18 protein-coding genes are annotated in these 19,522 nt (G+C 73.4%); 14 read left to right on the top strand and 4 right to left on the bottom strand.

All coding sequences use genetic code 11. The annotated features are described in order from the left end of the window. Positions 1 to 194 precede the first annotated feature (194 nt). From OG462_RS40000 to OG462_RS39985, 4 genes are all read left to right on the top strand, one after another. Positions 195 to 1,787, top strand: coding sequence for a phage tail sheath subtilisin-like domain-containing protein (locus tag OG462_RS40000; protein WP_406065694.1), 1,593 nt, complete (start codon positions 195 to 197; stop codon positions 1,785 to 1,787). Between the two features lie 92 nt (positions 1,788 to 1,879). Next, on the top strand, positions 1,880 to 2,323 hold the full coding sequence (locus OG462_RS39995; RefSeq protein WP_073814308.1) for a phage tail protein: 444 nt from the start codon (positions 1,880 to 1,882) through the stop codon (positions 2,321 to 2,323). Next, entirely contained in the window at positions 2,323 to 2,742 is a 420-nt protein-coding gene (locus OG462_RS39990; protein ID WP_406065691.1) for a hypothetical protein, read from the top strand. The genes OG462_RS39995 and OG462_RS39990 overlap by 1 nt, the downstream gene beginning before the upstream one ends. Beyond that, entirely contained in the window at positions 2,739 to 2,891 is a 153-nt protein-coding gene (locus OG462_RS39985; protein WP_167346856.1) for a DUF6760 family protein, read from the top strand. Before OG462_RS39990 ends, OG462_RS39985 begins: the two co-directional genes overlap by 4 nt. Before the next feature lie 1,250 nt (positions 2,892 to 4,141). On the opposite strand, the gene OG462_RS39980 is transcribed toward OG462_RS39985, so the two are convergent. Further along, positions 4,142 to 4,375: a hypothetical protein gene (locus OG462_RS39980; protein ID WP_406065689.1), complete on the bottom strand. Its 234-nt coding sequence runs from the start codon at positions 4,373 to 4,375 to the stop codon at positions 4,142 to 4,144. A gap of 132 nt (positions 4,376 to 4,507) precedes the next feature. Further along, positions 4,508 to 4,654 carry a hypothetical protein gene (locus OG462_RS39975; RefSeq protein WP_406065687.1) on the bottom strand — a complete coding sequence of 49 codons (147 nt, stop codon included), beginning with the start codon at positions 4,652 to 4,654 and terminating at the stop codon, positions 4,508 to 4,510. A gap of 340 nt (positions 4,655 to 4,994) precedes the next feature. Here OG462_RS39975 and OG462_RS39970 point away from each other — a divergent pair, with 340 nt between their 5' ends. From OG462_RS39970 to OG462_RS39925, 10 genes are all read left to right on the top strand, one after another. Beyond that, positions 4,995 to 5,957: a hypothetical protein gene (locus OG462_RS39970; protein WP_406065685.1), complete on the top strand. Its 963-nt coding sequence runs from the start codon at positions 4,995 to 4,997 to the stop codon at positions 5,955 to 5,957. A gap of 68 nt (positions 5,958 to 6,025) precedes the next feature. Continuing rightward, positions 6,026 to 6,463, top strand: a complete 438-nt coding sequence (locus OG462_RS39965; RefSeq protein ID WP_406065684.1) for a phage tail protein — start codon at positions 6,026 to 6,028, stop codon at positions 6,461 to 6,463. A gap of 1 nt (position 6,464) precedes the next feature. Further along, complete coding sequence (locus OG462_RS39960; protein ID WP_406065682.1) at positions 6,465 to 7,205, top strand: LysM peptidoglycan-binding domain-containing protein; 741 nt, start codon at positions 6,465 to 6,467, stop codon at positions 7,203 to 7,205. Beyond that, a complete protein-coding gene (locus OG462_RS39955; protein WP_406065680.1) occupies positions 7,202 to 9,016 on the top strand; it encodes a VgrG-related protein in 1,815 nt (604 codons plus the stop codon). Before OG462_RS39960 ends, OG462_RS39955 begins: the two co-directional genes overlap by 4 nt. 49 nt (positions 9,017 to 9,065) lie before the next feature. Then, positions 9,066 to 9,464 (top strand): GPW/gp25 family protein, encoded by a 399-nt coding sequence (locus OG462_RS39950; protein ID WP_406065678.1) that lies wholly within the window; start codon positions 9,066 to 9,068, stop codon positions 9,462 to 9,464. A 10-nt stretch (positions 9,465 to 9,474) separates the two neighbouring features. Then, the gene (locus tag OG462_RS39945) at positions 9,475 to 11,463 is read left to right on the top strand and encodes a putative baseplate assembly protein (protein ID WP_406065676.1); all 1,989 of its coding nucleotides are present in this window, start codon (positions 9,475 to 9,477) and stop codon (positions 11,461 to 11,463) included. Then, positions 11,460 to 12,053: a phage tail protein gene (locus OG462_RS39940; protein ID WP_406065675.1), complete on the top strand. Its 594-nt coding sequence runs from the start codon at positions 11,460 to 11,462 to the stop codon at positions 12,051 to 12,053. The genes OG462_RS39945 and OG462_RS39940 overlap by 4 nt, the downstream gene beginning before the upstream one ends. 5 nt (positions 12,054 to 12,058) lie before the next feature. Then, positions 12,059 to 13,390, top strand: a complete 1,332-nt coding sequence (locus OG462_RS39935) for an NADase-type glycan-binding domain-containing protein (protein WP_406065674.1) — start codon at positions 12,059 to 12,061, stop codon at positions 13,388 to 13,390. A 103-nt stretch (positions 13,391 to 13,493) separates the two neighbouring features. Then, complete coding sequence (locus OG462_RS39930) at positions 13,494 to 14,885, top strand: hypothetical protein (RefSeq protein ID WP_406065672.1); 1,392 nt, start codon at positions 13,494 to 13,496, stop codon at positions 14,883 to 14,885. Positions 14,886 to 14,961: 76 nt separating this feature from the next. Continuing rightward, entirely contained in the window at positions 14,962 to 16,005 is a 1,044-nt protein-coding gene (locus OG462_RS39925) for a phosphotransferase enzyme family protein (RefSeq protein ID WP_406065670.1), read from the top strand. 32 nt (positions 16,006 to 16,037) lie between these two features. Here OG462_RS39925 and OG462_RS39920 read toward each other — a convergent pair whose 3' ends face one another. Next, complete coding sequence (locus OG462_RS39920; protein WP_406065668.1) at positions 16,038 to 17,615, bottom strand: serine/threonine-protein kinase; 1,578 nt, start codon at positions 17,613 to 17,615, stop codon at positions 16,038 to 16,040. Positions 17,616 to 17,800: 185 nt separating this feature from the next. Continuing rightward, positions 17,801 to 19,405, bottom strand: a complete 1,605-nt coding sequence (locus OG462_RS39915) for a glycoside hydrolase family 13 protein (protein WP_406065666.1) — start codon at positions 19,403 to 19,405, stop codon at positions 17,801 to 17,803. Positions 19,406 to 19,522 lie beyond the last annotated feature (117 nt).

Raw genomic sequence — 19,522 nt, 5'->3', positions numbered from 1 at the left:
GGGGAGGGCGAGCGGGATGAGGTCGACGCACCGCAGCACGCCGGAAGCGGGCAGCCGTGACCGCCTGACGCCCCGCCCGGCGCGGCAGTCCCTGCCCGGGGGCTCCCTGTCGGGGGACTCCGCACGCCCCACGCTGTGACACCGCAGGACCACCGCATTCCGCAGAACCACGCTCTCCGAGGAGAACACGCACCATGCCCACGTACCTGTCCCCCGGCGTCTACGTCGAGGAAGTCGCCAGTGGCTCCCGCCCCATCGAGGGCCTCGGGACCTCTGTCGCCGCGTTCGTCGGGCTCGCGCCCGTCGGTCCGCTCAACGAGCCCGTGCTCGTCACCAACTGGTCCCAGTACGTCGCGTCGTTCGGTGACTTCACGGACGGGTACTACCTCGCCCACTCCGTGTACGGGTTCTTCAACAACGGCGGCACCGCGGCCTATGTGGTGCGTGTCGGCGGCGGGGACGCGCAGGGCGCCACGCGGGCCGTCGGGTCGGTCGCGGGGCAGGCCGCCGTCGCCGCGCCGCAGCTCGTCGCCGGTGAGGCCGTCGCGCTCGGCACCTTCAAGGTCGCCGCGATCGCGGCCGGTTCCGAGGCCGGCGGGGCGCTCACCGTCGAGGTGCAGGACGTCGAGGGCGAGACCGAGCGCTTCAAGCTGGTCGTCAAGGACGGCGAGAAGGTCGTCGAGAGCTTCGACGCCTCCGCCAAGAAGAGCGCCCGCAACTACGTGGTCGCGCAGGTCAAGCAGCGTTCCAAGACCATCCTTCTCGAAGAGGCCGCGGCCGGCGGGCAGCTCGCCAAGCCCGAAGCGCAGTCCGTGACCCTCGCCCCGCCCGCCCAGGTCCCGGCGCAGGTCGGCGCGCAGGCCGACGTCGCCGCCGCCCTGGAGTCCGGGCAGTTCATCGGCGACTCCGCCGACCGCACCGGCTTCGGTGGCCTGGAGGCGTACGACGAGATCAACATGGTCGCCGTGCCCGACCTGATGGCCGCCTACCAGCAGGGGCTCATCGACCTGGAGCAGGTCAAGGCCGTCCAGCTCGGTCTCATCGCGCACTGCGAGCTGATGGGCGACCGGATGGCGATCCTCGACCCGCCGCCCTCGCTCAACGCCCGCGACGTCCGCAAGTGGCGTCAGGAGACGGCCGGTTACGACTCCCCGTACGCGGCCCTCTACTACCCGTGGATCAAGAGCTTCGACCCGGCGAGCGGCCAGACCCGCGTGGTCCCGCCGTCCGGCCACATGGCCGGCGTCTGGGCGCGCAACGACGCCGAGCGCGGTGTCCACAAGGCTCCCGCCAACGAGATCGTGCGCGGCGCGGTCGACCTGGAGCTCCAGATCACGCGCGGCGAGCAGGACCTGCTCAACCCGATCGGCGTGAACTGCATCCGCGCCTTCCCGGGCCGCGGCATCCGGGTGTGGGGCGCGCGGACGCTGGCATCCGATCCGGCGTGGCGCTACCTGAACGTCCGCCGCTACTTCAACTACCTCGAGGAGTCGATCCTCGTCGGTACCCAGTGGGTCGTCTTCGAGCCCAACGACCAGTCGCTGTGGGCCCGTATCCGCCGCAACATCTCGGCCTTCCTCGTCAACGAGTGGCGCCAGGGCGCGCTGTTCGGTCAGCGTGCCGAGGACGCCTTCTACGTGAAGTGCGACGCCGAGACCAACCCGCAGGAGTCCGTCGACCTCGGCCGTGTGGTCTGCGAGATCGGCATCGCCCCGGTGAAGCCCGCCGAGTTCGTGGTCTTCCGGCTCGCGCAGATCCAGGGCGGTGGGGGCGAGCTGGAGGAGTAGTCCTCCCCGCCCTCTCGTCGCCCCGCCCTTCCGACCTCGGGTCCGTGCGCCTGCCGCGCACGGATCCACCCCTTGAACAGGAGTGAACCCCCATGTCCCTCGACACCGGTGACGCCCTCACCACCCACAATTTCGGCCTGCAGATCGACGGCGTCATGGTCGAGACCCTGCAGGAGATCAGCGGCCTCTCGATGGAGCAGGACGTCATCGAGTTCCAGCAGGTCTCGGCGGACGGCAAGCCGATCATCAAGAAGCTCCCCGGCGTGAAGAAGGCCGGTGAGTGCACGGTGACCCGCGGCGCCACCCAGTCCGCCGCCTTCACCGAGTGGATCACGTCCTCCATCGCCGGCGACATGGGCTCGGCCCGCAAGGACGCGTCCATCATCTTCCTGGACTACCAGCTCACCGAGGTGAAGCGGTACAACCTGCGCAACGCCTGGTGCACCAAGGTGGAGCTGAGCGCGACGAAGGCCGGCGACGCCGCGGCCCTGACCGAGCAGGTCACCATCACCTTCGAAGAGCTGACGCTCGGCTGATGCGACGGGATGGATCGGCGGGCACGCAGCAGGGCCGCCAACAGGAGCCGCTCCGCACGGAGTTCGAGTTCGAGCTGCCGCGCGGGTTCGTCGACGAGGCGGGCACCGTGCACCGCAACGGGGCGATGCGGCTGGCCACGGCCAGGGACGAGCTGCTCCCGCTGCGGGACATCCGGGTCCGCGAGAACCCGGCGTACCTGTCCGTGGTGCTGCTCGGCCGGGTGATCACCCGGCTGGGCACGCTCCCGTCGGTCCACGACGGGACGGTGGAGAACATGTTCGCCTCCGACCTGGCGTTCCTGCAGGACTTCTACCGGCAGATCAACGCGGAGGGGCACACCAGGGCCGCCGTCGCGTGCCCGCACTGCGAGGAGTCCTTCGAGGTCGAGCTGGCCGGGAGCCGCCTGGGGGAATCGTGACGTACGCGGCCGACCGGATCGAGGAGGAGACCGCGTACCTCGCCTTCCACTTCCACTGGGGCATGGACGACATCCTCGATCTGGAACACGCGGACCGACGGAGGTACGTGGCCCAGGTGGCCTCGCTGGTGGAGCGGTCGCAGGCGTAACGGCAGGACAGGGAAAGGGGGTTGGAGGAGACAGTGGGGATGTTCGAGAAGTGGCGGACCGCACGGACCGCGCGGGGCGCGGAATCCGGTGGACGCGAGGAGAGCGTGGCGTCCGTCGCGCCCGCGGCGGCGCCCGGGGACGCGTGGCGCGCGCTGCCGCCCGTACAGCGGGTGCTGGACGCCGGACCGCGCACCATCGCGGAGCACGGCTTCTCCACGTCGCTCGCGACCCACTGGAACCCCTCCTTCCAGAGCGACCTGGGCCACGGGGCAGTGCCGGACGCACCCGGCGGCGTCATGCTCGACGCGGTGCGGCCCGTGCCCGTACGGGAGTCGGCGGGCCGCCCTGAGGGGGCGGAGCTGCCGGGGTTGCGGCTGCCGGTGGCCGGGTCGGTGGAAGCGGGCTCGCCTTCGGCTTCGGGTTCGGCTTCGGGATCCGGCGACGGGGGCGGGTCTGTGCCCAAGGGCGGCACGGGAGGGCGGGGCGCCTCGGCGTCGGCCCTTCAGCGTGTGCCCGTGACACCAACGGGTGGCCGGAAAGCGCTGACACCTCGTCCCGTACGGGAGGAGGCCGCGGCCGCTCCGGTACGGGGTGACGGGACGGCCCGCGAGGCCGGGCCCTCGGGCGCGTCCTCGACTGTCCCCTCCGGCGCGTCCCGATCCGTGTCTCCGGCGGTTCAGCGTGCGGCCGTGCCCACCCGTGAGGCGGACCGGGCTGCTCGGGTGTCCGCGCGTAACGGCGGCGGCGAGGCCGCCGCCGCACAGGCCGCAGGCACGCCTGGTGCGGGGACACCGCCTTCCGGTGCCACGCCGCCGGGGCCCGTTCGACCCGTACCCGTCCGGCGCTCGCCGCTGGTCTCCGCACCGCCCGCGCAGCCGCCCCGGCAACTGGCTCCGGCCGGTGCCGCCAGGCCCGTGGGCACGGCCGGACCCGGCACGGCATCCGTCCAGCGGACAGCGGCTCCTGCCCGTACGTCCGAGAGCGCTGCTCTTCCCACGGCCGCGCGCGATTCCGCCGCACCGAAGCCTTCGGCTGCCGGGCGGCCCCAGAACGTCCCGGGCCCTTCTTCCCCCGTAGGGGGGCCCGGGACTCCCGACAACGCGCCCGGCACTCCGGTGCAGCGCCGCCCTCCCGTACGCCGCTCGCGGCGCGCCCCGGGCGCGGACTGGAACACCACGGCGTCCACTCCGCCGGCCTCGGCGGCCCCCGTGACTCCGGTGACTCCGGCAGCTCCGGCAGCTCAGAAGCCTCAGGCGAACCCCGCGAGTCCGGCTCCGGCGACGAGGACGAGTTCCGCCGCAGCATCCGCCGGTACCCCGGCACCGGCACCGGCACCGGCACCCAAGGCCGGTTCCACGGCTCCGCCACGCTCCGCGACTGCGGCGACCCCGGCGACCCGGCCTCCCGCCGCGTCCGCGACGGCGGCACCCACATCCGGCTCGGCCTCGGTGCCGGCAACCACGGTGGCTCGGACAACCGCCACGCCCACATCCCCGGCGCCCTCGGCGCACGTCAGCACGCCTACGCCCTCGACGGCGCCGGCACGCCCCGCGACATCGGCCTCGCCAGCGGCCCCGGCATCCCCCGTACCTTCGGATACCACCTCGCCCAAGACTCAGGCCGCGCCCGTACGTCCCACCTCATCGGCGTCCCCGGCGAGCCCGGCGGCCACGGCACCCGTGGTCTCTCGGGCGCGCGCCACCACTCCCGTGCCGCCGGCAACCCCGGCGACTCCCCCGCGCCCGGCCGCGCCGGGGTCCATCACCTCCCCCGTACTCCCGACGAACCCGGCCGCTCGGCCGACACAGGCCGCCGTGACTCCCCCGGCCCAACCGGGGCTCGGTGCCCCCGTTCAGCGTGCCACCACCGGAGCACCGGCACCGCGGGTGAACCCCGCACCGCGACGGTCCCCGATCGGCGCGCCGATCACCCGTGCGTCAGCGACCCCGGAGACGTCCGCTCCGGCCAAGGCCTCGTCTTCTCCCGGCAACCCCGTCACGCCCGGCCCTCGGCCCGTCGGACCTGTCGCGAGTACACCGCTGCCGACGCAGGCACCCCAGCGGGCCGCCGCCCCCGTCGCGGGTTCGGCGGAGTCCGCGCCCGTGCAACGGGCGACCCCGCACCAGCCCCAGGCGCCGGGCGCCCCCGGCACACCCGCCGCGAGCCGTCCCGTCGCCCCCTCGGCCGCCCCCGCGCCACACGCCCCGGCCCCGGCCCTCCCGACTTCTCCCGTGGTCCAGCGCGCCACGGCCGAGCCCCGGTCGTCTCAGAGGCCCACCGACTTCCCCGCTCCCTCGGCGGCACCCGTCCCCGCACAGCCGCCCGTGCGCGTGCCCGCACCGACCGCCCCCGCGTCGCCCGCCCTGCCCGTCGTCACCGTCACCGACCTGCCCCGCGCCACCGCGCCCACCGTGCAGCGGCGGGCCACGCTTCCGCTCGCCACCACGCGACCGCTCTCCCCGAGTGTGCCGACGAGCGCGAGCACGCCGGCGCACCCCCCTACCGCCGGCAACCCGGCCCCCCGCACCGCACGCGGCCACCAGCCGACGGCGCCCGTTCCCGTGCCCGTCCCGGCCGTTCCCCTCTTCAAGCCGACCGCCGCCGCCGTTCCATCCCTCCAGCGCGCCTCCGCCGCCCCACCCACCGGCGGGACCGTCGCGCCGCAGGCCACTCCCCGTCCCGTCGTTCCCCTCGCCCCGCCCTCCTCCGCGCGGCCCGTCGCCCGACCCGTGGCCGTTCAGCGTCAGAGCGCTCCCGAACCCACCCCGGCAGCCGCGCCCCCGACTGCGCCGGCCGTCCCCGTGGTGACCCCCACCCCGCTCCAGCGGACCTCGGCCTCCCCCGCTCCGGCCCCCCACGCCCCGCGCGCGAGCACGGTCACCCGGACCGCGCCCTCCTCGCCCTCCGTGCAGCGGACCGCCGGCGCGGCCCCCGCCGATCCCGAATCTCCCACCCAGTTGGACGAGTTGGCCCGCCGTCTCGTCACTCCGCTCTCGCGGCTCCTCCGTGCCGAGCTCCGTGCCGACCGTGAGCGGGTGGGCCGCCTCCGCGACCACGGCCGCTGACCGACCGCGCCCCGTCCCGTCCCCCACCCCTCACCACCACCGACCGCCGATCCGAGAGACCCGCCACCATGCCCCAGCAGCTGGACCCCGCATCCACCGTCTTCTTCACGCTCACCATCGACGGCGAGGACCTCGGCCTGTTCAACAGCTGCGACGGTCTCTCCTCCGAGGTGGAGGTGGAGCAGCGCCGGGAGGGGGGCAACAACGGCTTCGTCTGGCAGTTGCCCACCCGCGTCACGTTCTCCACGATCCGCCTCACCCGCCCCCTCACGGCCGAGACCGCGCGCGTGGCGGCCTGGATCTCGTCGATCGCCACCGGCATCACCCGCCCGACCGCGCAGATCGCGGCGCTGCGTGCCGACGGGTCGATCGTCGCCCAGTGGGGTCTGATCGAAGTGCTGCCGGTGCGCTGGACGGGGCCGACCCTCGATCCGGCCAATCCGGCCGTCGCGACGGAGACCCTGGAGATCGCGCACCACGGCTTCACCGACGCGGGAGGCGCCTGAGATGGCCCCGTCCTTCGGCGGGTTGATGGCCAGCGGGCTCTCCCGCGCCTCGCTCGCCATCCACCAGCCGCCGACCGACCTGTCGAGCTCGTACGGCGGCAAGCTCGGCGAGGTGAAGTTCGAGTTCAACCCGGACCAGCTCCAGCTGAGCAGGTCCGCGCACTGGTTCACCGAGCAGGCCGTCGCGTACGACCGTGGCGCGCCGCCGAAGTTCACCGGCAGCGAGCCGGCCCAGCTCCAGGTCGAGGTCTTCCTGGACCGTACCGGCGATCCGTCCTCGAACGACGTGCAGCAGCAGGTGGAACTGCTGCTGTCCTGTTGCGAGGTGACCCAGCAGAGCATCAGCGCGAAGGCGCCGTCGCCGCCGTGGGTGCGGTTCTCCTGGGGGTCGTTCTCGACCGTGCAGTTCGTCGCGTACGTCACGTCCGTGTCGGCGACGTACACGCTGTTCAGCCCGAGTGGGATTCCGATCCGCGCGACCTGTTCGCTCTCCCTCACCGAGATCTCCAGCGCGACCAAGAAGCAGAATCCGACATCGGGCGCGCTGTCGGCCCGCCGGGTGCACCGCACGGTCGCCGGGGACTCCCTCGCCTCCCTCGCCTGGCGCGAGTACGGCGACGCGACCCGCTGGCGGGTCATCGCGGAGGCGAACCGCATCGACGACCCGATGCGGCTCCGCCCCGGCACGGAACTGCTGCTCCCGTCCACCACCGAAACGCCGGAGACCGAGGGCACCTCATGAGCGAGAAGACCTTCACCACCGTCCTCCACGTGCAGCTCGACGGCACGCCGCTGCCGGACCCGCTCGCGGTCCGCCTCACCGAGGGCTGGGTGGACGCGAGCGTCAACGTCCCGTCCGCGTTCCAGCTGACGTTCAGCGACAAGGACGGCACCCTCACCACGAAGTTCCCGTTCCTCAAGGTCGGCGCCATGGCCGTGCTGTCCCCCTTCACCGACGGCAAGCTCGGCGAGCCCATGCTCACCGGCGAGGTCACCGCCGTCGAGGTGGACGCGGCTCCGGGCCACGGCCGGTACCTGATCGTGCGCGGCTACGACCCCGGCCATCGCCTGCTGCGCAGCCGCCGTGTCGAGGGCTACCCGAACATGACGGCCTCCGACATCGTCCGGAAGCTCGCCGCGCTCAACCGCATCCCGCTGGGCAAGGTCGACGCGACGCCCACGGTGTACGAGCTGGCCACCCAGCCCAACGTCACCGACTGGGACTTCCTCTCCCGGCTCGCGCGGGAGAACGACGTCCGGCTCTCGCTCGACACGGCGGGCCGGCTCGTGTTCGCCGCGCTGCCCCCGGCCTCCTCCGCGCCCGCCGACACCACCCCGGCCGCGGCCAGCCCGTACGTGCTGGACTTCGGGAGCAACACCCTGCAGAGCCGGGTGTCCGTCACCGCCGCCGGGCAGGTCGGAAAGGTGGACGTGCGGGGCTGGGATCCCCGCACGAAGCAGGCGCTGTCCTCTCCGACGCCCGCCGTGGCGAGCAAGGAGATCGTCTCCGACATCACCCCGGCGCAGCTCTCCGCCCCCTTCGGCGCGGCCGAACTGGCTGCGACGGACACACCGTTCACCACGCAGTCGGAGGTGACGCAGGCGGCGACGGCGCTCGCCGACGACGTCACCGGGTCGTTCGCGGAGCTGGAGGTCGCCGTCACCGGCAATCCGGCGCTGAAGCCGGGGCAGCCGGTGGCCGTGAAGGGCGCCGGCTTCCCCTTCGAGGGGCGGTACACCGCCACCGGTGTACGTCATGTCTTCGCGTCAGGACGGCAGTTCGCGACCTGGCTGACCGTGTCCGGTCGGCAGTTCCGTTCGCTGTACGGGACGGCTTCCGGTGGTGGGGAGGCGGCGCCGCCGATGCCCGGTGTCGCGGTCGCGCTGGTCACCAACACCAAGGACCCGCTCTCCCTCGGCCGGGTCAGACTGCGCTTCCCGTGGCTCTCGGCGACGTACGAGAGCGGCTGGTGCCGGGTCGCCCAGCTCGGCGGACGCGGTGGTGGCGGTCTGATGCTCCCCGAGGTGGACGACGAGGTGCTGTGCGCCTTCGACCGGGGCTCGCTGGAGCACCCGTACGTCCTGGCGGGGCTCTACAACGGCGTCGACAAGCACACCCCGGCGACCGACCGGGTCCCGCCCGTCGATCCGACCAGCGGGCGCGTCCAGTGGCGCGCCCTGACCTCCCGTACCGGCCACACCGTGGAGCTGCGCGAGGAGGGCGGCCGGACACGTGCCTCGCACGGCATCCGGCTGCGCACGGCGAAGGGCGGCCTGAGCGTCGAGCTGAACGAGGCGCGCACCACCCTCACCATCGACAGCGACGGCTCGGTCACCATCACGGGGGCCCGGGGGGTCACCGTCGAGTCGGGGACCGATCTGACGCTCTCCGCGACGGGGCGGATCACGCTGAACGCGGGGCTCGGTGTGGACATCAAGGCCGGGGCGAAGTTCAAGGTGTCGGCGCTCACCCAGGCCGTCGTCAACGCGCCGATCTTCTACACCTCGACCATCCCTGCGCCCAACCCCGTCATGGCGAACCTGCCGATCTGATGACCGCCCCCACCGCCCCGTCCCGTGGAATCCAGAGGAGGACCTTCCCTTGAGTGAGCACTTCGTCGGCGCGGGCTGGGCCTTCCCGCTGCGGACCGGCCCGAGCGGCTCCATCGCCCTCGTCCGGCGCGACCGCGAGATCGAGGAGTCGATGCGGCTCGTCCTCGCCACGGCGCCGGGCGAGCGGCCGATGCGGCCCGAATTCGGGTGCGCGGTCCATGAGTTGGTGTTCGCCCCGGTCAACGACTCGACGATGGGCCGGATCCGGTACGAGGTGCTGTCCTCGCTCGACCGCTGGGAGCCGCGTATCGACGTGGAGGAGGTCATGGTCGCCCCCGCGCCCGGCGAACCGACCACCCTCTACATCGACATCAGCTACCGGGTGCGCGGTGCCAACAGCCTGCGCAACCTCGTCTTCCCCTTCTACGTCATCCCCTCCGAGGACTGAAAGAGCCACCATGGCCCTGCCCGCACCCCATCTCGACGACCGCCGCTTCCAGCAGTTCGTCGACGACGCCAAGCGCTACATCCAGCAGGCGTGCCCCGAGTGGACCGACCACAACGTCTCGGACCCGGGTGTCACCCTGGTCGAGGCGGTCGCGCACATGGCGGACCAGCTCGTCTACCGCCTCAACCGGGTCCCGGAGAAGAACCATCTGGCTTTCCTCGACCTGCTCGGGGTGACGCTGTTCCCGCCCGCCGCCGCGCGCGCCGACATCACCTTCCGGCTGTCCGCGCCGCAGCCGGAGCCGGTCGTGCTGCCCACCGGTACGGAGGTGTCCACCGGGCGTACGGAGACGGAGGAGGCGGTCGTCTTCGCGACGAGCGCCGATCTCACCGTCGTGCCCTGCTCGTTGACGCACATCCTGCGTCAGGAGTCGGGCGGCACGCCCGAGGACCGCTCGCAGGATCTGCTCGGCGGCGAGGACGTCCCAGCCTTCTCTCCCCTGCCGCGCGTCGGTGATCTGCTGCTGCTCGGGCTGTCGGCGGCCGTCCCCGACTGTGTGCTCGTCCTCGACCTCGACAGCCGCGTGGACGGCGTCGGTGTGGACCCGCGCCGGCCGCCGCTGGTGTGGGAGGCGTGGACCGAGGCCGAGGGCTGGGTCGTGTGCGAGGTCGACGAGGACTCCACGGGCGGGCTCAACCGACCGGGCGAGGTGGTGCTCCACCTGCCGTCCGGGCACGCGGTCTCGCGCCTCGGCGGGCACGAGGCGGGCTGGGTGCGCTGCCGGGTCGTGGAGGCCGCCGCGGGTCTGCCGTCGTACACCGAGTCGCCGACGGTACGGGCGGCGGGGGCGTTCACCATCGGCGGGACGGTCCGCGCGGCGCACGCCGAGGCGGTACGGAACGAGGTGCTGGGCGAGTCCGAGGGTGTCCCGGCGCAGCGGCTGCGGCTCGCGCACGCGCCGGTCGTGGACCGGCCGCCGCTGCTGCTCCAGGTCGCCGAGCGGGCGGACAGCGGAGTCGACGAGGAGGACCCGGAGGCCGGCTGGCAGGAGTGGAACGTCGTCCGCGACTTCGCCTCCTCCCGCCCCGAAGACCGGCACTTCACGCTCGACGCGACCACCGGCGAGATCGCCTTCGGGCCCTGCGTACGGCAACCGGACGGCACACTGCGGCAGTTCGGAGCCGTGCCGCCGAAGGGCGCGGCGATCCGGGCGGTGCGGTACGGCACCGGGGGCGGCCGGGCGGGCAATGTGGCACGTTCCACGATCTCCGTGCTGCGGAGCTCGATCCCGTACATCGCGCGCGTGGAGAACCGTGAGGCCGCGCGGGGCGGGGTGGACGGGGAGACCGTCGAGGAGGCCAAGTCCCGCGCACCGATCAGCCTCCGCGCGCAGGAACGGGCCGTCACGGCCCGGGACTACGAGGAGCTGGCGCGCCGGGCGGCGCCCGAGGCCGCCCGGATCTCCTGCCTGGCGGCGGACTCGGCCGAGGCGGGCGACAACGCGGTCCGGGTCCTGGTCGTGCCGCAGGCCGTACCGGACCGGGGCGGCCGCCTGCGGTTCGAGCAGCTCGTCCCGGGCGAGGAACTGCTGTCCCGGGTCACCGGTTTCCTCGACGAGCGGCGCCCGCTCGGCACCCGGCTGGCCGTCGGACCGCCGTTCTACCAGGGCGTGACGGTGGTGGCGACGCTGCACTCCTTCCGGGCGGCCGAGGCGGAGCGCGTACGCGCCGACGCGCTGGACACCCTCTACGCGTACCTGGACCCGCTGACGGGCGGGGCGCACGGTGAGGGCTGGCCGTTCGGGCGCCCGCTGCGGGCCGGTGAGGTCTTCGCGGCGCTCCAGCGCGTGCCGGGCGTGGAGCTGGTGGACGAGGTCCTGCTGCATCCGGCGGACCCGCTGACCGGGCGCAGGGGCGACACGACGGACCGGATCGAGCTGACGCCGTCCGCGCTGCTCTTCCCGTTCGACCACCGTGTCCGTGTGATCGAGGCGCGGTGAGCGGCTCCGCGCGGGGGACGGTTCCCGGGCTCGCGACCCCGTACCCGCTGGGTGCGGCGCTGCCCGCCGTCTACGCGGAGGACGACTTCGGGCAGCGGTTCGTGTCCGGTCTCGACGTCGTCCTCGCCCCCCTCTTCAACGTGCTCGACTCGCTGGAGGCGTACTTCTCGCCCGCGCTCGCCCCCGCCGACTTCGTGGACTACCTCGCGACCTGGGTCGGCGCGGAGCTGGACGGCGACGAGCCGCTGCCGCTGCGCCGGCACGCGGTCGCCTCGGCCGTGGCGCTGCACCGGGTGCGGGGCACCCGGCAGGGTCTCGCGGCGGCGGTCCGGCTCGCCTTCGGCGTTCCCCCCGAGATCACCGAGAGCGGGGGCGCGAGCTGGTCGGCCGCGCCGCTCGGACCGTTCCCGGGGGCGCCCGTGGCCGGGCTGCGTGTCGTTCTGCGGGTCGCCGACCCGGCCGCCGTGGATCCGCACCGGCTGCGAGCCGTCGTGGCCGCGGCCCGTCCCGCACACCTGCCGTTCACGGTCTCGGTGACGACCTTCCCGCCGCCCTCGGCGCCCTCTTCCCGTACATCCGAAGGAGCTTGACCCTGATGAGTGACGCGCCCCAGTCCCGCCCCTGCCCGGACTGCGCGAGCCCGGTGCGTGCGGTGGACCAGTCGTTCTGCGACAGTTGCGGAGCCTTCCTGCGCTGGGACAGCCCCGCCGGGGCTGCGAGCTCCGGCAGTGGGTCCGCCGGTGTGAGGCCCGCGGCCGGTGGCTCCGCCGCCGACCCGGCCGTGTCGGAGCCCGTGGGGACGGTCCGGGAGGAGCCGGTCACCACCTCGGCAGAGGACGCGGCGCAGGTTCCCGCGCCGCGAACGGACGCGTCCACGTCGTCCGCTGCCTCGTCGCCTGCCGCCTCGTCATCGGCTTCGGCTTCGGCCGCCGCGGATGCGCCGGATGACTCCGGCTCCGACGTGACGGACAGCCGGTCCTCCGTCGGGCCCGAGGAAGTGACCGCCCCGCTGCCCGCCGTGGCCGCCTCCTCGGAGGCACCCGCGCCCTCGCCCGTACCGGAGGCGAGGCCGACGTCCGACGGACCCTCGGACACGCTCGTACGGTCCCTCCTCGTCCCCGTCCCCGGGAACCGGCCCGTGGAGCCGACGGTCGCCGCGCCCGTGCTCCCCGCGCGTCCGGAGGCCGCCCGGCCGACGGTCCGGGCCGCCGAGGCGCCCGCCCCCGTGCAGGGCGGCACCCCGTGCCCCGCCTGCTCCATGGCCAACACCCCGGGCCGCCACTTCTGCCGCCTCTGCGCGACCCCGATGGTCCCCGAGCAGCTCTCGACGGCCGAGGGCCCGTACGCCGGCCGGCGTCCGGGGCTCGCCCGCGACCGGAGCCGCTGGATCGTCCGCGCCCTGATCGCCACGACGGTCGTCACCGTGGTGGTCGGCGGCATCTTCGGCGGCCCGCCGGCCGTCCGCGCGATCCAGGACCACTTCGCCAAGCGGGTCCCGGTCCACCCGGTCGCATGGGCCGCGACCCACTCCGCGGCGAAGCAGGACCCGAAGCTGGCGGGCGACGGGTACTCCAACACCTGGTGGGGCACGGGATACTCGGGCGACTCCGCCGGCCAGTACCTGGAGGCCCGGTTCGCCGAGCCGACCGACCTGCTGAGCGTCCTGATCACCCCGGGCAGCTCGAAGAACACCACCCAGGCGGACGGTCAGGCGACCCCTCGGACCTTCGACCTCGTGGTCAAGGACGCCTCGGGCGAGACGCGCGTCTCGCAGCACCGCATCAACGACGGCGGCACGCAGCGGGTCGACGTACGGGTGCGGGACGCACTGTCGGTGCAGCTGGTGCTGCGCACGGCGTGGCGGGCCGATCCGCAGAAGCAGGTGGCGATCGCTGAGCTGGAGTTCTTCGGCAGGTCCGTCTCCTGACACCCCTTACCCGCCTCCGAGCCACCAGAAAATGGCGCCGGACCCCCTTCCCAGGCACGCATCCAGGAACAACGATGATCAGTGCCTGAACGGAGGAGGGTCCATGCGCAGCTACACCGGCGTACTCATCGGCAATCTGCTCCTCGCCACGCTCGCCGGTCTGGCCGGGCCGGTGTTCCTCGTCGTGGGGTACATCGTGTGGACCGAGGGCGCCGAATGGTTCTGGGTGGTCGCGTCGTTCGGCGTCGGCGCGGTCGGCACGGTGATGATCCCCGTATCGGCCGTCAGGGCCGCACGGCAGGACTTTCCCCGGATCACCCGGCGGGGACGCGTGCGGGACCTGGGCCCCGCATACGGGGACGACACCTCGGTGGTGTGGGCACCGAGGTCCCCGCAGGGTTCGGTCGGCGCGCGGTTGGTGCGGGCGGACGTCCTGGAGGCGTCGTTCGTGCGGTACAGCCCCGAAGGGGGCGCGACGTTCACGACATACGGGGGCAACCACGATCCGGCGGAGTTCCGGACGACGGTCAGGCTGACGCTGAGGGTCCACGACGGGGAGGATCACCAGCAGTTCGAGGTCACCGAAGAGGTCCAGGTGCCGCCCCTGTGCCTGTCGGCGATCGTGGCCGGCCGCCTCGCCATCCTCGTCGATCCCCCGGACGCGCCGACGCCGGGGAAGATCACCGTCCTCTGGCCGCGCAGCCTTCTCCTCGCGGGGACGAGAACCTGCCGGGTCATCGATCTCGACGGACACCTGACCGACGTGACCCGGTACGCCCGTCGCCAGCTGGAGCAGATGCGGATCTCGCTGTCGGTCGGAGGTGTCGTGATGGACGGCGACCTCATCGACCTCCGGCGCCTCGACGCGGAAACGGCGGCCCGGTACGCCGCCGTGGCCCGCGACGTCACCGAGCGACGGGCGCCGGTGACGGAGCCGGGCGAGGAGGCCCGCCGGCTCGCGGAGTTCCTCCCGGGCGAGGAGGGAGCCTTCGGCACCGTCCCCCGCCGCTGGTCGAGCCGCGGCGGGCATCTGGTGCGCGCCCGGTTCCTGTCGTTGCGCGGCAGGACCACCTTCCAGGACCACGGTCCTGTCCTGGACACGCTGCTCCGCTTCCGTCCGGCGGACGGCACGCCGCCGTTCGACGTGTCCCGGCGCCTCACGGTCCCGATGAACTACCTGGCGGTCCTTCATCACACGAGGGACGTCGTCCTCCGGGTCAGCCCGGACGGCAGGTCCCAGGTGGTCGACTGGGCCCGCACCAATCTTCTCGCCGGAGTCACGACGGCCCAGGTCATCGCGCCGGACGGTCGCGGAATCCCCCTGCCGAGACGCTCCGAGGCCCTCTGGCCCCTGATGAACCTGCTCGTCGCACACGGCGTCTCGAACCCGACGCCGGTGCTCGACCTCCGCAAGCCCCGGATGCACGCCGTGTCGGGGGCGGTCATGGACATGATCCGGGATGCGGGAGTGAGGGTGGACGAAGCCCGGCTCTAGGGATGCTGGGCCAGGTGGCGGACAGCCGACGGCCGACAGGGACGGATATCGCCGGGAGCAACGGGAAGGCTCTGGCGTGACCATCAGCTCCCGCTCGCGGCTCGACCGGGTGACTCTCCTGCTCGCGGGCGAGTTCGGCATCGTTCCGGCGTCTCTCACCGAGGGCCCGGCGGGGACCGCGACCCGCAACTACGTCGCGGTGACGGCTGCCGGCGACCGCTGGTTCGTCAAGACGTACCCGGCCGGTACGGACCTCGCGCGGGCCGAGGACGCGGCCCGGCTCAGCGAGTACGCCCGGCTCTGCGGCGTGCCGGTGGCACGCGCTCGCCCCGCCGTCGACCAGGAGCGGTTGGTCTCCTCGTACAAGGGAACGGCCCTCTCCGTGACGGCGTACGTCGCCGGGGCGGTCACGGCCGACGGACAGCTCGTGGGCCGGAGGTGGGAGGCGGTCGGATCGGCGGTCGGCCGTCTGCACCGAGGCCTGGCGCGCCACCCGCTCGGCCGTCCCACGCTGGGCGCGCGAGATCGTTCCTTCGACCCGGCGCGCGCCCGCGCACGGCTCACGGAGCTGGTGCGCCGCTACGAGGCGGATCCGCCGCGCAGCAGTTTCGAGCAGTGGGCGACGAGAGCCGCGCGGGAACGGCTGGCGGCTCTGCCGCTGGTGGAACGACTGCTGGAGAAGGCGCCGTCGGAGGTGACCTCGCAGATCGTGCACGGAGATCTGTCGGGGCCGAACGTGCTGCTGCGCGGTGACCGCGTCGCCGCGGTGATCGACTTCCACCCGCCGGGCCGGCGCAGCCCGATGTGGGAGCTGGGGCGCCTCGCACTCGACCCCCGTACGGTGCTCGCGCACGCGGACTGGCCGGAGGGCCTCGCCCGACTCGCCGCCGCCTATCGCGCACTGCACCCGACGCTGCCGGTGGAGGAGCTGGTGAGCGTGGTGCGGCTGACGACGGCGTACCTCGGGTGCACGGTCTACCCGTTGAACACCGTGATCGACGGTCTCGGGCCGGTCACCCCGTCCCTGGAGGCGTACGCCCGGAATCGCGTCCGGGCCGCGGTCGTCCTGCGCGAGCGCCTCGACGAGGCCGAGGAGGTCCTCCGCGACCACCTCCGGTAGCCGGCATGGCGCCGGGCCCGAGCTCGACGGGGTCAGAGCTGGGGCGCTCGCGTCCGGAACGACCGGAGGTCCTGCCAGGCGTAGGCGGCGAGGCCGAGGAACGCGCCTGCGTGGAGGAGCCACCAGCCGCCCTCGTACGAGAAGGTGGCACTTTCCGCGACGCTGGAAGGGAGGGACCTGGTCAGGTCGGGGAGTTCCCACCACAGGTCGGCGACGACGATGCGGACCGGGAGGGCGAGCGCGCACGCATAGCCCAGCAGGCGCAGGACGACGGCGGGCGGGCGGCGGGGGCCGGTGGCCCGGTACACGAGGACGGCCTGTGCGAGGAGCGCGGTGAGCAGCCAGGACCAGGGCAGAATGCCGTACTGCTGGGCCAGGTCGGGGAACTGGTCGAGGCCCAGCAGCTCGTACGTCGACTCGTTCGCGTCGATCCTGCGCCCGTCGCCCGTCCGGAGATGGACCTGGAAGGCCATCAGCGGCATGGCTCCCGCCCACAGACCCAGCATGGCGAGCGCGGTCAGCACCGCTCCCACCAGGGCGCCCCGTCGGACCCGCCGCCGGGTTCCGGGCGGCGCGGCCGGCATCGGGGGCCGTGGCGTCGGCACCGCGGCGGGTTGGGTGGGCTGCGCGTACGCGGGGACCGGTGCTGCCGGGGGTGGAGCCGCCGGATGGTCGTACGCCGTCGGCGTCGGCCGGGCGGGCTGCGGCGCCGGTTCCAGGTCGAGCAATTTCGCTGCGTGGCTGCCCAGTTGGGCCAGTACCTCGCTCGGCAGCCATGTCCCGGCAGCCCGTTCGGCGGTGGCCGCGGCGATCTGCTCCGGAGTGGGCCGCGCGGTCGGGTCCTTGCTCAGGCAGCCGCGTACGAGAGCGGCCAGCGAGTCGGGAATGCCGTCGAGATCCGGCTCCTCCTGTACGACACGGAACATCAGGGAGTGCGGGGTGTCCCCGGCGGTCGCGCCGAAGGGCTGGCGGCCCGTCGCGGCGTAGGCGAGCACCGATCCGAGGCAGAACACATCGCTGGCCGGGGTCAGTTCCTCGCCCCTCACCTGCTCCGGGGACATGAACCCGGGCGAGCCGACGATCGCTCCGCTCCGCGTCAGGACCGTGCCCCCCGCGGGGACCTCCAGGGCGCGGGCGATCCCGAAGTCGATGACCCGGGGCCCGTCGACGGTCACCAGGACGTTCGAGGGCTTGAGGTCGCGGTGGACGAGCCCGGCGCCGTGGATGGCCCGCAACGCGAGGGCCAGCCGGTTGGCGAGGGTGCGTAGGGACTGCTCGGGCAGCGGGCCGTAGTCCTGGGAGACGACGGTGTGCAGGTCGGGGCCGGGGACGTACTGGGTGGAGACCCAGGGCACGGCGGCCTCGGTGTCGGCGTCGAGTACGGCGGCGGTCCACTCCCCGCCGACTCTGCGGGCGGCCTTGACCTCGCGCGCGAACCTCCGCCGGAACTCGGGGTCCCGGGCGTACTCGCGCTGGATCACCTTGATCGCGACCGTGCGCCCGCTCTCGGACCGCCCGAGGTACACCCGGCCCATCCCGCCCTCGCCGAGCAGGCCGAGGAGCCGGTGGCGCGCGATGTGTGTCGGATCGTCGGCCGTGAGCTGCCGCATTGTTCCCCCTGTGCCGGGCCGGCTCCACAACTCCCCATGACCGGCTGCCGATGCGTGACCGACGTCAAGTTACCCCAGGGAAAGGTGGGCCCGCCCCCGGCCCGGCCCCGACCCTCCCCGGCCCGGCCCGGCGCGCTCCCGGGCTCGTACCAGCAGAGGGAGCGCGCCCGGGGTCCGACCGGCGGTCAGGTGATCAGCCACACGGCCGTGTCCACGGGCAGGCGGCCGTCGGCGTCCAGGGGGCCGCTCGACAGGAGCGGGCGCTCGTGGGGCGGGAGTGCTGCCGGGCCGGCGGAGAGGTTGACCACGCACACCAGGCCCTCCGACCGGGCGAAGGCGAGCACCCCCTCGTCCGCGGGCAGCCAGGCCAGCGGGCCGTCGCCGAAGCCCTCGACCGAGCCGCGCAGTCGCAGTGCCTCGCGGTAGAGCGCCAGCATCGATTCCCCGTCGGTCTGTTGCCGGTCCACCGCGTAGCCGTCCCAGTCGCGGGGCTGGGGAAGCCACGGTTCGGCGTCCGGGCCGAATCCGTACCAGGGTGCTCCGGCCGTCCACGGCAGCGGTACGCGGCAGCCGTCGCGGCCCGGGTCGGTGCCGCCGGAGCGGGCGTGCATGGGGTCCTCGATCCGGTCCAGCGGAACCTCCGCCTCGGGCAGTCCCAGTTCCTCGCCCTGGTACACGTACACCGAACCCGGGAGTGCCAGGGTCAGCAGCGCCGCCGCGCGGGCCCGTCTCGTACCGAGGGCGAGGTCCGTGGGCGTGCCGAAGGTCTTCGTGGCGAAGTCGAAGCCGGTGTCCGCGCGCCCGTAGCGGGTCACCGTGCGGGTGACGTCGTGGTTGCAGAGGACCCAGGTCGCGGGGGCGCCGACCGGGGCGTGCTCGGCGAGGGTGTCGTCGATGGTGCGGCGCAGCCGGTCCGCCTCCCAGGGGCAGGAGAGAAAGCTGAAGTTGAACGCGGTGTGGAGCTCGTCAGGGCGGAGGTACCGGGCGAAGCGCTCGGAGTCCGGGAGCCAGACCTCGCCGACGAACACACCGCCGTACTCGTCCGCTATCGCGCGCCACGACCGGTAGATGTCGTGGAGTTCGTCCTGGTCGATGTACGGGTGGGGGTCGACGCCCTCGACGAAGTCGGCGAGCGCCGGGTCCTTGGCGAGCAGCGCGGCGGAGTCGATCCGTACGCCGGCGACTCCTCGTTCGAACCAGAAGCGGAGGACGTCCTCGTGTTCGCGGCGGACGGCCGGGTGGGCCCAGTTGAGGTCGGGCTGTTCGGGGGTGAAGAGGTGGAGGTACCACTCGCCGTCCTCGACCCGGGTCCAGGTCCGTCCGGAGAACTGGGAGGGCCAGGTGTTGGGCGGGAGTTCGCCGTTCTCGCCCCGCCCGGGCCGGAAGTGGAAGAGTGCGCGTTCCGGGCTGCCGGGGCCGGCCGCCAGGGCGGCGCGGAACCAGGCGTGCTGGTCGGAGACGTGGTTGGGGACGATGTCGACGATCACCCGGATGCCCAGTTCGCGGGCCTCGGCGATCAGTTTCTCGGCCTCGGCGAGGGTGCCGAACGCGGGGTCGATGGTGCGGTAGTCGGCGACGTCGTAGCCGCCGTCCACCAGGGGCGAGAGGTACCAGGGCGTGAACCAGACGGCGTCGACGCCGAGTTCGGCGAGGTAGGGCAGTCTCGCCCGGACGCCCGCGAGGTCCCCGGTGCCGTCGCCGTCGCCGTCGGCGAAACTGCGCGGATACACCTGGTAGATGACGGCGTCGCGCCACCAGTCGTCGGTGCGATGCGAGTGAGGGGCTGCCACGTGAGGGTCCTTTCGGGCAGGTCGGGGTTCTTCGTCACCGGCCCGGATGCTGCGGGGCATGAGAAGACGGGCCGGCGACGAAGGCTTCGGGGGTGCGGGGCGGGGGCGGCTGCCGCG

It is taken from the genome of Streptomyces sp. NBC_01077 (genome assembly GCF_045162855.1).
Taxonomy (GTDB): Bacteria; Actinomycetota; Actinomycetes; order Streptomycetales; family Streptomycetaceae; genus Streptomyces.
Note: the sequence above shows the minus strand (reverse complement) of the source record. Positions and strands in the feature narration are given on the sequence as shown.

Bases quoted from the DNA above. Each gene is read 5' to 3' on its own strand.
- OG462_RS40000 (WP_406065694.1), top strand. From the start codon at position 195: ATGCCCACGTACCTGTCCCCCGGCGTCTACGTCGAGGAAGTCGCCAGT.
- OG462_RS39995 (WP_073814308.1), top strand. From the start codon at position 1,880: ATGTCCCTCGACACCGGTGACGCCCTCACCACCCACAATTTCGGCCTG.
- OG462_RS39990 (WP_406065691.1), top strand. From the start codon at position 2,323: ATGCGACGGGATGGATCGGCGGGCACGCAGCAGGGCCGCCAACAGGAG.
- OG462_RS39975 (WP_406065687.1), bottom strand. From the start codon at position 4,654: ATGGACCCCGGCGCGGCCGGGCGCGGGGGAGTCGCCGGGGTTGCCGGC.
- OG462_RS39965 (WP_406065684.1), top strand. From the start codon at position 6,026: ATGCCCCAGCAGCTGGACCCCGCATCCACCGTCTTCTTCACGCTCACC.
- OG462_RS39960 (WP_406065682.1), top strand. From the start codon at position 6,465: ATGGCCCCGTCCTTCGGCGGGTTGATGGCCAGCGGGCTCTCCCGCGCC.
- OG462_RS39955 (WP_406065680.1), top strand. From the start codon at position 7,202: ATGAGCGAGAAGACCTTCACCACCGTCCTCCACGTGCAGCTCGACGGC.
- OG462_RS39945 (WP_406065676.1), top strand. From the start codon at position 9,475: ATGGCCCTGCCCGCACCCCATCTCGACGACCGCCGCTTCCAGCAGTTC.
- OG462_RS39935 (WP_406065674.1), top strand. From the start codon at position 12,059: ATGAGTGACGCGCCCCAGTCCCGCCCCTGCCCGGACTGCGCGAGCCCG.
- OG462_RS39930 (WP_406065672.1), top strand. From the start codon at position 13,494: ATGCGCAGCTACACCGGCGTACTCATCGGCAATCTGCTCCTCGCCACG.
- OG462_RS39920 (WP_406065668.1), bottom strand. From the start codon at position 17,615: ATGCGGCAGCTCACGGCCGACGATCCGACACACATCGCGCGCCACCGG.